The sequence below is a fragment of the Achromobacter sp. MYb9 genome (assembly GCF_002975275.1).
GTDB lineage: Bacteria > Pseudomonadota > Gammaproteobacteria > Burkholderiales > Burkholderiaceae_B > Achromobacter.
In genome coordinates this window covers 68,644-83,597 of record NZ_PCOQ01000004.1, presented here as the reverse complement: position 1 = coordinate 83,597, position 14,954 = coordinate 68,644, and the positions used below count along the sequence as shown (strand labels likewise).

Annotated in this window: 15 protein-coding genes; 5 read left to right on the top strand and 10 right to left on the bottom strand. The window is 64.4% G+C overall.

What is annotated here, in order from left to right:
• Positions 1-18 precede the first annotated feature (18 nt).
• Positions 19-645: a PepSY-associated TM helix domain-containing protein gene (locus CQ050_RS08495; protein WP_105556381.1), complete on the bottom strand. Its 627-nt coding sequence runs from the start codon at positions 643-645 to the stop codon at positions 19-21.
• Between the two features lie 188 nt (positions 646-833).
• Between CQ050_RS08495 and CQ050_RS08490 the strand changes: the two genes are divergently transcribed.
• Positions 834-1,385 carry an HdeD family acid-resistance protein gene (locus tag CQ050_RS08490; protein ID WP_105556380.1) on the top strand — a complete coding sequence of 184 codons (552 nt, stop codon included), beginning with the start codon at positions 834-836 and terminating at the stop codon, positions 1,383-1,385.
• A 5-nt stretch (positions 1,386-1,390) separates the two neighbouring features.
• Positions 1,391-1,783 carry a fluoride efflux transporter CrcB gene (gene crcB / locus CQ050_RS08485; RefSeq protein ID WP_105556379.1) on the top strand — a complete coding sequence of 131 codons (393 nt, stop codon included), beginning with the start codon at positions 1,391-1,393 and terminating at the stop codon, positions 1,781-1,783.
• A 49-nt stretch (positions 1,784-1,832) separates the two neighbouring features.
• Here crcB and hpnE read toward each other — a convergent pair whose 3' ends face one another.
• From hpnE to hpnC, 3 genes are read right to left on the bottom strand one after another with little or no spacing between them, the layout of a single operon-like run.
• Entirely contained in the window at positions 1,833-3,179 is a 1,347-nt protein-coding gene (gene hpnE / locus CQ050_RS08480; protein ID WP_105556378.1) for a hydroxysqualene dehydroxylase HpnE, read from the bottom strand.
• Positions 3,176-4,039 (bottom strand): presqualene diphosphate synthase HpnD, encoded by an 864-nt coding sequence (gene hpnD, locus CQ050_RS08475; protein WP_105556377.1) that lies wholly within the window; start codon positions 4,037-4,039, stop codon positions 3,176-3,178. Before hpnD ends, hpnE begins: the two co-directional genes overlap by 4 nt.
• Before the next feature lie 16 nt (positions 4,040-4,055).
• Positions 4,056-4,886 (bottom strand): squalene synthase HpnC, encoded by an 831-nt coding sequence (gene hpnC / locus CQ050_RS08470; RefSeq protein ID WP_105556376.1) that lies wholly within the window; start codon positions 4,884-4,886, stop codon positions 4,056-4,058.
• A gap of 130 nt (positions 4,887-5,016) precedes the next feature.
• On the opposite strand from hpnC, the gene alr reads away from it, so the two are divergent.
• The 3 genes from alr to CQ050_RS08455 all read left to right on the top strand — a co-directional run bounded on the left by alr (position 5,017) and on the right by CQ050_RS08455 (position 10,747).
• Entirely contained in the window at positions 5,017-6,144 is a 1,128-nt protein-coding gene (gene alr, locus CQ050_RS08465) for an alanine racemase (RefSeq protein ID WP_105556375.1), read from the top strand.
• Positions 6,145-6,320: 176 nt separating this feature from the next.
• Positions 6,321-7,040, top strand: coding sequence for an SDR family oxidoreductase (locus tag CQ050_RS08460; protein ID WP_105556374.1), 720 nt, complete (start codon positions 6,321-6,323; stop codon positions 7,038-7,040).
• A gap of 110 nt (positions 7,041-7,150) precedes the next feature.
• Positions 7,151-10,747: a transporter substrate-binding domain-containing protein gene (locus CQ050_RS08455; RefSeq protein ID WP_199196764.1), complete on the top strand. Its 3,597-nt coding sequence runs from the start codon at positions 7,151-7,153 to the stop codon at positions 10,745-10,747.
• Between the two features lie 5 nt (positions 10,748-10,752).
• On the opposite strand, the gene CQ050_RS08450 is transcribed toward CQ050_RS08455, so the two are convergent.
• The 6 genes from CQ050_RS08450 to CQ050_RS08425 are packed head-to-tail and all read right to left on the bottom strand — an operon-like array spanning position 10,753 to position 14,904.
• Positions 10,753-11,943, bottom strand: coding sequence for an EAL domain-containing protein (locus CQ050_RS08450; RefSeq protein ID WP_105556372.1), 1,191 nt, complete (start codon positions 11,941-11,943; stop codon positions 10,753-10,755).
• A 27-nt stretch (positions 11,944-11,970) separates the two neighbouring features.
• Entirely contained in the window at positions 11,971-12,507 is a 537-nt protein-coding gene (locus tag CQ050_RS08445) for a fimbrial protein (RefSeq protein ID WP_105556371.1), read from the bottom strand.
• Between the two features lie 10 nt (positions 12,508-12,517).
• On the bottom strand, positions 12,518-13,027 hold the full coding sequence (locus CQ050_RS08440; protein WP_105556370.1) for a fimbrial protein: 510 nt from the start codon (positions 13,025-13,027) through the stop codon (positions 12,518-12,520).
• Positions 13,024-13,536, bottom strand: a complete 513-nt coding sequence (locus tag CQ050_RS08435; protein ID WP_105556369.1) for a fimbrial protein — start codon at positions 13,534-13,536, stop codon at positions 13,024-13,026. The genes CQ050_RS08440 and CQ050_RS08435 overlap by 4 nt, the downstream gene beginning before the upstream one ends.
• Positions 13,529-14,140 (bottom strand): fimbrial protein, encoded by a 612-nt coding sequence (locus CQ050_RS08430; RefSeq protein ID WP_105556368.1) that lies wholly within the window; start codon positions 14,138-14,140, stop codon positions 13,529-13,531. Before CQ050_RS08430 ends, CQ050_RS08435 begins: the two co-directional genes overlap by 8 nt.
• Before the next feature lie 29 nt (positions 14,141-14,169).
• The gene (locus CQ050_RS08425; protein WP_233213898.1) at positions 14,170-14,904 is read right to left on the bottom strand and encodes a fimbria/pilus periplasmic chaperone; all 735 of its coding nucleotides are present in this window, start codon (positions 14,902-14,904) and stop codon (positions 14,170-14,172) included.
• Between the last annotated feature and the right edge of the window lie 50 nt (positions 14,905-14,954).

Here is a 14,954-nt window from a genome sequence, read left to right as displayed (position 1 = left end):
GGGGCGGATCGGATGGAATCAATGGATGAACAGTAGGGCCAGCACCACGGGGATCACGACGCCCATCCCGACCATGGGCCAGGTCGCGCTGCGGTTGTCTGCGTGCATCTTCAGCAGTACCAGCCCGGTCAGCGAAAAGACCAGACAGGCGACGGCGAAAATATCCAGGAACCAGCTCCAGGCCAGACCGGTGTTGCGGCCCTTGTGCAAGTCGTTCAGGTACGAGATCCAGCCACGGTCGGTGCGTTCGTATTCCACCTCGCCGCTGGCAAGGTCGATGGAAAGCCAGGCATCGCCACCGGCGCGCGGCAGCGACAAATACACCTCGTCGGCCGACCATTCGGCGGTCTTGCCGGCCGTGGCGGCATCCAGCGATTCATCCAGCCATCGCGCCACGGGAGCCGGCAGCGGCGCCTTCTTTTGCCCGGCGGGCACGGACAATTGCTTCAACACGGGTTCGGGCAATTGCGTCTGCCGGCTGGTCACCACGGCTTTCGATTCGATGTGCGAGGCGTTGTTCAGCGTCAAGCCGGTGACGGCGAACAGCAGCATCCCCAGCAGGCATAGCGCCGAGCTGATCCAGTGCCATTGATGCAGCGTCTTGAGCCAATAGGCCCGGCGCCGTGGGGCGGGTTGACTGTCCATGAGGGATTCGATTTGAAGGCGCGGATTCTAACATTTAATGAGAATTACTCTTATAAAACCCCAGGCTTGGCGAACATGGAAATTTCAATCTGTTTCGCTGGGCGCCATCGATCCGGCCGCCCGCGGCGTGGCGGCTGCGGTTCGGCGGGGATAAGATAGGCCACCGTTACCAACACCGGAGGTGCGTCATGCTGGAACCGCAATGGGGGGATATCGGTCGTCATTGGGGGTGGGTCGCCTTGCGCGGCGTCGTCGCCATCCTGTTCGGATTGATGGCCTTGTTCATGCCGGCCATCACCTTGTCGGCGCTGGTGCTGGTATGGGGAGCGTTTGCGCTGGTGGATGGCGCGCTGGCCCTGATCGCGGGGGTGCGCATCCGCGAGAACGGCAAACCGCTGTGGGCCCTGATCATCGTTGGGCTGCTGGGCGTGGCGGCGGGTATCGTGACCTTCCTGTGGCCCGGGCTGACGGCGTTGCTATTGCTCTACATCATCGCGTTCTGGGCGCTTGCGGCCGGGGTGTTCCAGGTCATCGCCGCCATCCGCTTCCGCAAGGAAATCCGCAACGAATGGCTGCTCGCGTTGTCCGGCGTGGTGTCGATCCTCTTCGGCGCCATGCTGGTCATGCAGCCCGGCGCCGGCGCGCTGGCGCTGGTATGGGTCATCGGCATCTACGCCGTGTTCTTTGGCATACTGCTGCTGGTCTTTTCCCTGCGGCTCAAACAGCACCGCGCCTCTTGACGACCATGTCCGCCTACCAAACCCTGATTCCCCTGAATTTCCTGGCCGTCGGTCTGGGCGCCGTTCTTGGCGCCTGGACGCGTTGGCTTGTCAGCCTGTGGCTGAATGTCGAGTCCTGGCCTTGGGGCACGTTAGCCGTCAACCTGGCGGGCGGATATCTGGTGGGATTGGCGCTGGCGATGGTGGCGGGCCACCCCGAATGGCCGGCCTGGGTGCGCTTGGGCGCCATCACCGGTTTCATGGGCGGCCTGACCACGTTTTCGACGTTCTCGGCCGAAACCGTGGGCATGCTCGAACGCGGCGCCTACGGCAGCGCGTTGGGTTACGCCGGGCTTAGCCTGGCCGGATCGCTGGTGCTGACGGCCGCGGGCATCGCCACGGCGCACCTGCTGCGCTAAGCGTCGAAGGCATCATGGCAAGCGGCGGCGCGCACGATGCGCCGCCGGATCAATCCGCGGCCAGATCCGCTGCCAGGTCCGCGCGCGGGTTCAAGACCCGGGCAGCCTGCAGGCCGCTTTGCACCGCGCCTTCCAGTACGCCCGGATAACCCGTGTCGGTCCAGTCGCCGGCCAGCGCCAAGGTGGACCAAGGCGTCGAATTCAACGGGCGGGTCAGGCCCGGCACCGCGGCGAAGGTAGCGCGCTTTTCAATCAGCAGTTCGGATGCCGTCACTTCCGGCATGGCGGGCAGCCGCGCGGGATGGCGCGCCGCCTGCTCGGCTACCTGGTCGATCAGGGCCTCGATCACCTGATGGCGGTTGCGCTCGGCGATGCTGGTGGCGGCGCTGGCCACGACAGCCAGTTCGCCCGCCTTGGTGTCGCCCGCCAATTGCGCGCGGTCGAATAGCCATTGCCCGACGTGGCCGCGCGCGGCTTCCTCGCGCAGCATCATCATGGGTTCGGGCAGGCTCCACGGTTCCGCCAAGCGCAGGTTCAGCGTGGCGATGGGCAGATAGGTGAACGCCTTCAGTGCATTCAGCAACCCAGTCGCGCCGGCCTGCCGCAGGGGCGCGTCCAGCAATCGCGCCGCGAAAGCCGGCGGCACCGCCAGCACGGCGGCATCGAAGCGTTCCTGGTTGACGACGATGCCGTCGTCGGAAGGGTCCAGCTGGCGCACGGTGCTGCCGTAGCGCATCGTCACCTGGCGCGCCGCGGCATCGGGCCACAGGGCGGACAGGTCGGTGCAGGGCAGCAGCAAGTCGCTGTCTTCGCGGGTGCCGGCCAGGCTGTCGCGCAGCACGCGGGCAAACAGCCCCGCGCTGGCCGTGGCGGCCGGCGTGTTCAGGGCGGCCAGGCAAAGTGGTTCCCAGAGCTGGCGGATCAACGCGTCGGATTGCGCGTGGTAATGCAGCAGATGCTGCACCGTCCAGTCGCGAGGCGGCATCCATGACATCGTTTTCAGGCCGCGCATCAGGCGCAAGGTCGCGAAACGGTCGGGCCACGACAGGCCACGCGCCTGCAGGATAGCGATCGCCATATGCAGCGGCGCGGGCAGGCGCGGGGCCGACAGGCGGAAACGGCCGTCCAGGGTGGCCAGCCGTAGCGGCCGGCGCATCAGTAGCGCATCGGGGTTGCGGCCCACCCGGCGCATCAGCGCCAGCGTCTGCTTGTAGGCGCCCGACAGCAGATGCTGGCCATTGTCCAGCGGCGCGTCGAAATCGCCGTGGAACACGCGGCGAGCACGGCCGCCGGGCGTATGGCCGGCTTCGAACACAGTGACCTTGGCACCGGCTTCACGCAGGGCGACGCTGGCCGCCAGCCCCGCCCAGCCGGCGCCGATGACCGCCGCCTTCACCGCGCCAACCGGCGGACCAGTCCGCGTCCGCCGCCCACCCACGTTTTCCATGCCAGCCACAGCTTGCGCAGCGGGGTCAGCGAGATGCGCTGGTGCAGCACCTGCCAGTTGTCCCGCTCGATTTCGTCCAGCAAGGCGTGATAGATGGCGGCCATCATCAGTCCCGGGCGTTGCGAGCGGCGGTCGGCCTCGGGCAGATTGCGCATCGCTTCCCGGTAGAGCTCGCGGGCGCGGTCGGCCTGGAACTTCATCAGGGCGGTGAAACGTTCCGAGTATTCGCCATTCAGGATGTCCGAGGCCTTGACCTCGAATTGCTGCATCTCGTTGACGGGAATGTAGATGCGGCCGCGGCGCGCGTCGTCGCCCACGTCCCGGATGATGTTGGTCATCTGGAACGCCAGGCCCAATTTTTCGGCATAGACCAGCGTCTTGGGGTCGCTGTAGCCGAAGACGCCGGCGGACAGCTCGCCCACGACGCCTGCGGCGTGCCAGCAGTATTTACGCAGGCCCGGCCAATCCAGGTAGCGGGTCTGGTCCAGGTCCATTTCCATGCCGTCGACCACGGCCAGCAGGCGCTCGCGGGTGATCGAACAGCTTTGCAGATGCGGCTGCAGCGCGCGCGTCACGGGGTGGTCCGGCTTGCCGTCGAACATCTGGTCGACCTGCGTGCGCCACCAGGCCAGCTTGACGCGGGCCAGCGACGGGTCGGTGCATTCATCGACCACATCGTCCACTTCGCGGCAGTACGCGTACAGCGCGGTGATCGCCCGGCGGCGTTCGGGCGGCAGGAACAGGAAAGAATAGTAGAAGCTGGAACCGCTCTTGGCGGCTTTCTCCTGGCAATATTCGTCAGGGGTCATAGATAGGCAGGGCCTGTTACTTGATAGAGCGCCACAGCATGATGGCCCAGTCTTTGGCGCCCAATTCGGGGCGATTCATGAATACATCGTAGCCGCTCGCCTCGATACGCTCCAGCACGCGCAGCCCGCCTTGCACCACCAGGCGCAACTCCAGGCCGATGCGGCCCGGCAGGCGGCGCGCCAGCGGAGCGCCGAAGTGTAGCAGCGCCCGCGTGCGTTCGACCTGGAAGGCCATCAGTTCGCGCCAGGCCGGCGTCAGCCGGCAGGCGGCCAGGTCATCTTCAGAGATGCCATGGCGGCGCAGGTCTTCCTGCGGCAGGTAGACGCGATGCTTGTGCCAATCCACCCGCACATCCTGCCAGAAGTTCACCAGTTGCAGTCCCGAACAGATGGCGTCGCTTTCGGCCGTGTCCTGAGGGGTGGTGGCGTCGAACAAATGCAGCATCAGCCGGCCGACCGGATTGGCCGAGCGCGTGCAGTAGTCGGCCAGCGTGGCGTAGTCTTCATAGCGTTTGACGGTGATGTCCTGCTCGAAGGCGGACAGCAAGTCGAAGAACGGCGTGATCGGCAACTGGTGCCGGGCGATGGTCCGGGCCAGTGGCGTGAAGATGTCGGCCAGTGGCGGCAGGCCGGGCGGGGGCGCCGTGCCGGGTTCGGCGCCAATGCGGTGCAGTTCCGTGCGGAACGCCGCCAACTGGGCCAGGCGTTCGTCGTCGGTGGCACTGCCTTCATCGGCGATATCGTCCGCGGCGCGGGCGAACCGGTAGATATCGGTCACGGCGCCACGCAGCCGGCGCGGCAGCAGCACCGAGGCGACGGGAAAGTTCTCGTAGTGATCGATAGACATAATAAGCAGCTCGGGCGGGGTCCCCGGGGACCGTGTCCGCATCATTTTAGAGTAGTCGTTTCGCCAAGGCACGATGCCGTGCCGGCGGGGGCGTGATCAGTTAGACTTAAGCGCCACAGGATCTCACATCATGCCGCGCCCAATTTCAGCCACCGTCTCCGTTTCTGCCCTTGCGCACAATCTTGCCGCCGTGCGCCGCCACCTTGAACAGACCGCCGCGGCCGCCTCCGGCCTGCCGCCCTCCATCTGGGCGGTCATCAAGGCCAACGCCTACGGGCATGGCATCGAGCAAGCGGTAACGGGGTTTTCCAAGGCGCAGGGCCTGGCGATGCTGGACCTGGATGAAGCCGTGCGCTGTCGCGAGGCTGGCTGGGGCGGGCCCATCCTGCTGCTTGAAGGCTTCTTCAATCCGTCGGACCTCGACCTGATCGATCGCTATCACCTCAGCACCACGGTTCACAATCGCGAACAACTCGACATGCTGGCCCGCGCGCGCTTCGCGCGCCGGGTGGACATCATGCTGAAGCTGAACAGTGGCATGAACCGGCTGGGCTTCAGCCCCGCCGCCTATCCCGCCGCGCATGAACGCGCCATGCTGCTGCAACAGCAGGGCACGGTAGGCTCGATCGGAAAAATGACCCATTTCGCCTGCGCCGACGGCCCCCAGGGGGTGAACGAGCAATTGGCCGTATTTAATTCGGTGACGCATAAGCTGCCGGGCACGATCAGCGTCTGCAACTCCGCGGCCACGCTGCGTTTCGCCGACATCGCCATCGGGTCGCCGACGCAGACCCATTGGGTGCGTCCGGGCATCTGCCTGTACGGCGCCTCGCCGTTCGCCGACGCCGACGCCGCGTCGTTCGGCCTGAAGCCGGCCATGTCGCTCAGTTCCGAGATCATCGCGGTGCAAGAGCTCAAGGCGGGCGATTCCGTCGGCTACGGCGCCATCTTCCGCGCCGAACGCGCCATGCGCATCGGCATCGTGGCCTGCGGCTATGCCGACGGCTATCCGCGCCACGCCACCACGGGCACCCCGGTCGTCGTGGCGGGCATCCGTACCCAATTGGTTGGCCGCGTCTCCATGGACATGCTGATCGTCGACCTGGACCCCATCCCGGCGGCGGGCGTCGGCGCGCCCGCGGTGCTTTGGGGCGAAGATGGCCCGTCCGTCGACGAAGTGGCCCAAGCCGCCGGCACGATCGGCTACGAGCTTCTCTGCGCCTTGGCGCCGCGCGTCCCGGTCACCCGCGACGCCTGATCGCGCGGGTTTTCCGCCCGCCCGCCAGGCAAGACGGCTGCCGTTCGGGAGTGTCCGGCGTGCAAGAATTGCTACGCAATTTACAAGACAGCCGACGCCGGATGGTGTCTACTTGGAACACCGGGCGCTCAAGCGCCCGTTTTTGACCCAGAAAACAGACTGCGAGGTTTCCACCCATGAAGGACAAATGCGTGCTCATTACGGGCGCCACGAAAGGCATCGGCTGGGCGCTTACGCAGCGGCTGTCCGACATGGGCTGTCACGTGGTCGGCATTGCGCGCAACACCACCGACGTCGACTTCCCGGGATATCTGTATGCCTGTGACCTGGCCGACGCCGGGCGCACTGAAGAAGTCCTGCGGGAAATCCGCGAAAAATTCCCCGTCGACGCCGTGGTCAATAATGTCGGCATCGCGTCTCCGCAGCCGTTGGGCGAGATCGACCTTGCCACGCTGTACAACGTGCTGGATTTGAACGTCCGCGTCGCGGTGCAAGTGACGCAGGCTTTCGTTGAGTCCATGAAAGTGCGCCGCGCCGGCCGCATCGTCAACGTGGTCAGCCGCGCCATCTACGGCGGCCTGGACCGCACGGCCTATTCCGCCGCCAAGAACGCGCTGGTCGGTTGCACCCGCACCTGGGCATTGGAACTGGCCGAATACGGCGTCACCGCCAACGCGGTCGCGCCAGGCCCGATCGAAACCGAAATGTTCCGCGCCACGCGTCCGGCGGGCAGCGACGGCGAAAAGCGCGCGCTGGCATCGGTGCCCATGAAGCGGCTGGGCACGCCGGCCGAAGTTGCCGCCGCCATCGCTTTCCTGCTGTCGGATGATGCGGGTTTCATCACCGGCCAGGTACTGGGCGTGGACGGCGGAGGCAGTCTGGGCGGACGCTCGTAAGTCGGCACGGGGACGGCGGCGCTGTTCCCCCTCCGCATTGCATTCGAACAATGGGATTGCCCATGAGGCAGTTTGTCATCCGGGACTCGAGCTTGCGGCGACTCCTGCTCGTGAGCCTGCTATCGATGGTGGCCGCCTTGTTGCCGGCAAGGGCCGCCGAGCCGCCAGGCCTTTCCCTGCTGACGCTGCAAAGCCAAGTGCATTGGCAGCATGTCACCCCTGCAATTTCCGAAAGCGATTGGGTCTGGTTGCGCGAAAAGCGCGAATTGGTGCTGGGCGTCGTCGACAAGGCGCAAGCGCCCTTCGAAATGGTTTACCGCGACGGCACCTACAAGGGTATCAACGCCGACGTGACCTCGCTGGTGGCGCAACTGCTTGGCTTGAGCGTCCGGCTGGTGGCGTTTCCGGACGACAAGGCTGCACTGGCCGCGCTGGCCGACAAGAAGATCGACCTGCTGGCTGGAGACCTGGAGCCCGCTGCCGCAGCCGGCTTTCTGCCCAGCACGCCCTATGTGACCGACAAGATCGCGTTGTTCCGCCGCACGAGCGAAACCCGGCAATTCCGCGCGGATTTGCGCGGCATCACCGTTGCGGTCGCGGGCGCCGCAACGGCGGCTGAAGCCTCCCGGCGCTATCCCGACGCCAAGGTCGTGGAGTACGGGACCGACGATCAAGCCATCGCGGCGCTGGGTTTTGGCCACAGCGACGCCTATCTGGGAGGCGTGCTGACGGCCTATCACCGGATCAACGGCGCCTTTTACGGCTATGTCCGGTTCGATCGTTTCACGGATATGTCCACGCAGTATCGTTACGCGTTGAACGCCGACGATGCGCGCCTGCGGCAGGTGATCAACGAGGCCATCGTGGCGATCGGTGGCGCTTTGCCGGAGATCACCCGCAGTTGGGCGGGAAGCGGTTTTATCCCCGATAGCCGAAACATTCCCCTCACGCCAGACGAGCTGCGCTGGATCGCGCAGCATCCCCGATTGCGTCTGGTGATCAACGACGATCTGGCGCCGATCGCGTTCTTCAACGTCAACGGCCATTTCTCGGGTCTGGCGTCCGACGTGCTTGAAATGGTGTCCTTCCAGACAGGGCTGACGTTCGATGTGGTCAGCCGCCGGGGCAGTTTTCCCGCCCAGATCGACCTGATCCAGCAACATGGGGCCGACGTCGGCATCATGACCGTCACGTCCGAGCGGGAACAGTCCCTGCGCTTCACCAAACCGATCTCCCTGGATCCGCTGGTGCTGGTCATGAGGCGCGGCGCACGCGACGCGGGCGTGCCGCCGGATCCGCGCCGCATCGCCATTGCCGAGGGGCATTTCGCAAGCGGGTTTGTCGCCGAGCGTTATTCCCAGGCCACGATTACCCGCGTCGGCTCCTCGTTGGACGCCCTGCACAAGGTCGACACCGACGAAGCAGACGCCGCCGTCATGGCGCTGCCGTCAGCGCGTTACTACAACGGCCGCTTGTTCGGCGACCGTCTGGTCGTGAGCGATATGCTGGACCTTGCGCCTGTCGGCATCAGCTTCGCCGTGCGTCGCAGCGATCCGGAACTGCAATCGATCCTGGACAAGACGCTTGCCGTGCTGACGCCCTATCAGATCAACGCATTCAACAACCGTTGGAAAGCAATCCCCGGCATGGCGGGCGAGACCTGGCGCGACTACGCCGTCATCATCGCCGAAGTCATTGCGGCCGCGGCCTTGCTCTTGCTGATCGCATTGGCCTGGGCGGTCTCGCTAAGACGGACCGTCCGCGCCAAGGAGCACGCCAAGAAGCTGCTGAAAGACCAGTTGCAATTCGTCAGGACGCTGATGGACAGCATGCCGCCGCCGATTTACGTGCGCGACACCGAAGGGCGCATGCTGGCGTGCAACCGAAGCTACCTGGACAGCGCCGGGCTGACTGCCGAAGACGTGTTGGGCAAGACCGCGCTGGAAATGCCCAGCGACGCATTCGAAGCCGCCGAACGCTTTCACGCGAGCTATCTCGAAGCGTTGAAGACCAACCGAAGCACGACCGGCGTGCATGCCGTCCGCCTGCATGGCAAAGAGATCTGGATTCAGCACTGGATCCAGCCTTTCCAGGATTCCGCCGGCGTGAACGGTGGCGTGATCTGCGGGTGGATCGACATTACCGAGCATCGCCATCTGATCCAGGAGATCGAAGCCGCAAAGGACCAGGCGCTGGCGGCCAGCCGGGCCAAGACGACCTTCCTGGCCACGATGAGCCACGAGATACGCACGCCGATGAACGCCATCATCGGCACGTTGGAGCTTGCGCTCAAGCGCGCCGACGCCAAGCCCATCGACCGCCACAGCATCGAGATCGCTTTCGCCTCGGCACAAAGCCTGCTTGCGCTGATCGGCGACATCCTGGATATCGTCCGGATCGAATCCGGACGCCTGAGCCTCACGCCCGGGCGCGCCAATTTGCGCGAACAGGTGGAATCCGTGGCGCGGGTATTCGAAGGGTTGGCGCGCCAGAAGGGCCTGAACCTGTTGCTGGAGATCGATGCCGAGGCCCAGGCCGACGTGCTGATCGACGCGCTGCGGTTCAAGCAGATCCTGTCCAATCTGGTTGGCAACGCGATCAACTACACGGACTCGGGATTCGTCAGGGTGCGTGTGCAGGCCGTGCAAGCGGAAACGTCGCTCCTGCAGGTCAGCGTCGTCGTCGAGGACACCGGGGTCGGGATTTCCGACGAAGACCAGCAACGCCTGTTCCGGCCGTTCGTCCAGGTTGACGGGGGCGAGCGGGGCGCCGGCGGGACGGGACTGGGTCTCGTCATCAGCCGCTCATTGTGCGAAATGATGGGCGGGCGTTTGACCTTGTCGAGCGTTCCGGGGCGCGGCACGACGGTCTTGGCGGAGCTGCGCTTGCAGGTCCTCGACCCGGTGATGGCGGCGCCAAAACCGGCGCTGGCACCGCCGGGAAGCGAACGCGTCTTGCAGATCCTCGTAGTGGACGACCATGCGGTCAGCCGGCGCATATTGACGCAGCAGCTGACCTTCCTGGGCCACGATGTGCAAGAGGCGCCGGACGGCATCGCGGCCTTGGCCCGATGCGCGACGCATCCGTTCGACGTGATTTTCACTGATTTCCGCATGCCAGGCATGAGTGGTGCGGAACTGGCCAGGGCCGTCAGGCAGGGGGAACAGGAACGTGGCGAAGATCGGGCCCTGATCATCGGCGTGACGGCGGACGCCCAACCGGAAGAGATCGCACGCTGCGTGCAGGCCGGCATGGATGAATGCCTGATCAAGCCGGTCGGTCTGGATGCGCTGGCGGCACGCCTTACGGGCATCGTCCCGGAAAGCCGCGATCCTCTTGACGCCCAGGCCGACGCGCCCTTATTCGATTTGCGGCCTTTGCAGGAGGTGTCGGGCGGCAATCTCGATCAGCAATGGCTGCTGCTCGACGAGTTGGTGCGCGCCAACCGCGAAGATGCGCAGCGGTTGGAGGCTTACGCGTCGACGGGGCGGGTCGGTCAGATTGCGGAAATCGCCCACCGTATCAAGGGGGCGGCGAATGTGATCCGGGCGCAAGGCGTGGTCCAGGCGTGCAGCGAGCTCGAGCACGCATGCGGCGCCGGGCGCGCCAATGATGGGGCATTGGCGCGCGCAGTCGACGGTCTTCAATCGTCTTTGCGTCAATTGGAGCAAGCATTGATCAGGCTGCGGGGCAGCGAACGCAGCTAGTGCGGTCAGTGCAACGCGCCAGGCGGGTGCGTCTGGCAATATCCCAGGAACTGCGCCTGGTCCATCGGGCGGGCGTACAGATATCCCTGGGCGATCTTGCATCCCAGCTGCTGTAGCTGCGTTCGCTGTTCCAGCGTTTCCACGCCTTCCACCACCAAGTCCAAACCCAAGGCCTCGGCCATGCTGGCAACGCCTCGGATCACCGCGGCGGTGCGCGGCTGGATTTTCAGCCGGCGCACGAAGCTGGCGTCCAGCTTGATCTGGCTAAAGGGAAAGGCGCATAGGCGGTCCAGGGACGAATAGCCCGCGCCGAAGTCGTCCATGGCCAGGCCGCAACCCATGACGCGCAACCGCACCAGGTTTTCCAGCGTGGCGGCGGGCGTGCTCTCCAGGCCGTCTTCGGTGACTTCCAGGGTAATGTCGCTTGCCGATAACTGGCGTTGGGCCAGCGCGTGCTCGATGCCCGAGGTCAACAGCCGCGAGGCAAGTTGGGACGGGTGCAGATTGAAGGCGAGTGTGGCCGGTGGGTGGGTGCGTTTCTGCTGGGCCTGAAGTTCCAGTCCTTGATCCAGCATGCGCCAGAACAGCGGTTCCATCAGGCCGTGGGTTTGCATCGCGGGAAGGAAATGCGACGGGGGCAGCACGCCGTGTTGCGGGTGATGCCAGCGCGCCAGCACCTCCGCCTCTACCAGGGATTCGCCATTGATACTGACCTTGGGCTGGTAGTACGCCTTGAATTCGCCGCGCGCCAACCCTTGCCGCACCTCACTTGCGGGAGGCGGTTCAACCGGAGCGGCAGGCGCCCGTCGACGGGTGCGCTGGAACGTCGCCAGCAACGCGGTCAGGCCATTGATGTCCAGCGGTCTGGCAAGTTCGCCCAGAAAATTCAGGTCCAGGCATTCGATCATGGCAGCCGAAGCCTGGCACAGCGCCGGGTCCAACGCGCTGTTGAGAATGACGGAATGCACCAGCCGGGCGTTGCCGGATTCTCGCAGGAACTCCAGCCCGTCCTTGCCTGCCATCTGCAAGTCGCAGATAGCGATGTCCACGCCACCGCAGGCCTTTAGCAGCGACAAGGCTTCGCCGCCTTCGGATGCTTCGTAGATCCTTCCCGTGATGGCAGATCGCAGGGCGGTGACCACCATCAATCGCTGAAACGGGTGATCTTCCAACACCAGCACGCTAAGGTTCTTCATGGAACAGGTCTCGAACGCGAATGCCGTTCAGTCATAGCTGAACGCGAATGTCACGGTGGCGTTGATGGCGCCCTGGTGGATCGTCCTGTTGGCCAGCGCTGCCGGTTCACCCCGCAAGAATGCATTGATGACAATGTCGTTGCCGCCGGCGGTAAGCGTCCCGATGGGATTGGCTTGATTCAACGGCAGCGCAATGCCGTGGCTGGTCTCCAAGCCGATTGCCACGCCGACGGCGCCGCCGGCATTCAGGTTCAGATGCCCCGGCAATAGGGAACTGGGGTGTCCGGTCAATGTCACGTTGACGCGCGTTCGGCCTTCGCCGATATCGCAGTTCTGCAAATGGAGCGTGATCGGGCGGCCGGCGCTGCGGCCTTTGGCATAGATCTCGCTTGTCGTGACGCCGCGGAAATTCAGCTCGCGCATCGCGTCGGCGGGGTCCAAGGTGCAGGGCTCGGCCACCAAGCGCCCGGAAAAGGACATATTGTTCGACCCGGCAGATTGTGCCGACGCTGTGCCTGCTGCCATTGCCGCCAGGAACGCCGCCGCTATGGTGAGGATCCTCATTCGTGGCCTCCTAGTAAAGTTCAGCGATCAGCAGCGCCGTCGCCTCGAAGCTCTCTTCAGGCAAGCGCGATCCAAGCCTCTTCACGGGCACTGCCTCCAGGAGGGGGGGGCGGTTCCGGTCGGTCATCTCGACGGTCTTGGGGCGATTAAGCGCCAACGCCTCGCCGTTCAACCATATCTGAATGCCCAGGTCATCGATGGACGTCTGCACGGCGGGAGGATCGAATTTCGTTTCGGGCGCAATCAGCGTCATCTTCATCCGCCACGGGGCACTGCCCGGACAGTCGATCTGGTAGGGGATGGTCTGCCGATAGTTCTCGCCATTGATCTTTTCAATACCCAGGTTGGTCTTGAATGCCACATTGATGCGCCCGCCTTTGTCGCTGACGGTGCATCCCGGCGTGATCAGCGTTCCGGTGAATCGCATGTTTTCTTCGGCGGCAGCCGGCAACGGGCTGGCCGCAAGCAGGGCGAACAGCGCCAGGGCGGTAAGCGAATGTCTGTCGCGGGAGAGGTTCATCGATATTCCACCACCAGAGTGGCTCCGACGTTGAAGTGGCCGGCCTCGATGTCGCCTGCGGGGTCTTTCACCAGCACCGCCCGCAATAACGGAGGCACGTTGCTGTCGAAATCGAACCACTTCTTTGGCGCGATCGGCGTATTGCCATTTTTCAGCGCGATCGCCAAATGGGGATTGGACGCGATGCCCAAAAACTGTCCGTCGCCGAAGCGGGCGATATTGCCGGTAATCTGCATGCGCAGTGAATTCGTCGAGGCGTTGCGGCAATCCAGGCCGTAAGGAATGTCCTTGGTCAGGTAAGCGCCATCAACCCGTGTCGTCAGGACTTCGCCAAACGGGACGTCGATCATGCTGCCTTGATTACCGGTCACGACGCAGGGAATGGCCGCAAAGATCTTTCCCTTGATCGAGATGCGGGTCTGGGCGGGCACGGACGCGGCAAAAACCAAGGCGACCGCCAAGCCAGGCAGCCGTAGATATGCGGGCTTATGGAGCAGGCGCTTAGTCATAAGTCAGGAAGAGATTGATATAGGCTTGAAAGTGGCCGGGCTGCAGGGCCGCGGCCGTGCGTTCCGGGGTGATGTAGTAGGTCAGTGTGGAATCTCCGGGCGCAACGAACCAGGCGCGCGTTTGCTGGCCCACGGCAATGCGCCGCCGACTGGCGTCGCTTAAACGCAAGCCAAATCCCGATGCGCCGAGCACACCCACCAGTTCGGGCGTGTCGGGGTCCGTTTGTGCCCGGAAGGTGATGCCGACCACGGGTTCAGCGCGGCTCCAGGCCAGCGCCCCACCGTTTGCCTCGCGCCTGCCGCCCTCGGTTCGGACGCAGCCGCGCAGCTTCAGCTGCACCGCGACAGACACGCCTTGGTCGCCAGGCTGTGGCAGGTCCGCGGTGCTGATTTCGCCTAGCGCGACTTCCTGGTAGGCCGACCTCATGTCCAGATGGCAGGCGCTTTCCAATAGGGAGCCAATTACATGGAACTGGGCGTTGAAGTCATCGGCGTTACCGAACTCCGTGGCGACGGCCGCGCTTGAGATGGCGGCGGCCACACAGAGCAGCGCGGCGTGCAAGCCGGCGCGGGCATTTGTTGTACGACGGGAGTTTGTGGTCATGGAAAGGCCTGGCAGCGTTAGGGGCGCGATCAGTTGCTGATTTGCTTTGCCGTGCACTCCTGCCCGGTGCAGCGGAATTCCAGCTTGGGCCGGCCACCATAGTCATTGATGTAGGTCAGCACGGGGGCGTTGCCGAGGCTGCCGGCCCCGATGCCCAGCGGGGCTTGCGAGTACGGCGCGATCATCAGCGGTTCAAAGTTTGCGATTGATGATCCGCTCGCGTTCTTTGAGGCGTCGATCAGTGTCAGGTAGTAGGGGGTAGGGTTGTCGACGGTGTACCGGTCACCCTCACGCGTCAGGCGGATGCGTTCTTGCCAGAGGGCTGCCGACGATCCGGACGGAATGTCCAATGCCTCGGGGCGATAAAAAAGCTTGACCCGCGTCTGCAGCGCGATCTGCAAGCTATTGGCCTGATCGCTGCGGGGCGGCACTTCGCGTAGATTGAAATAGAAGAGGCTTTCCCGGTCTTGAGGCAATTGCTTGGCAGCGGGCAATGCCTGGATCTTCACCTGGCTCCTGGCGCCGGGCTCAAGCCGTTGCAGCGGAGGCAGCACGACCAGTGGACCGGTGGTCTTTTCATCCTTGTCGTTCTCGATCCAGGCTTGTGCCAGATAGGGCAATCGATCGTTCTGATTGCTGATGTTCAAACTGACGGATTTATCCTGGCCAGGAAAGACGATGCGTGTCCTGTCCAGGGACACCGCCGCCAAGGCAGGCTGCGAGGCGAACAGGCAGAGCAGGGCGGTGGACGCGAATTTTTTCAAGATGAGAGGGGTCATGGTAGTTGGGGCTGGTTGAATGTTGCGTGTTTCGT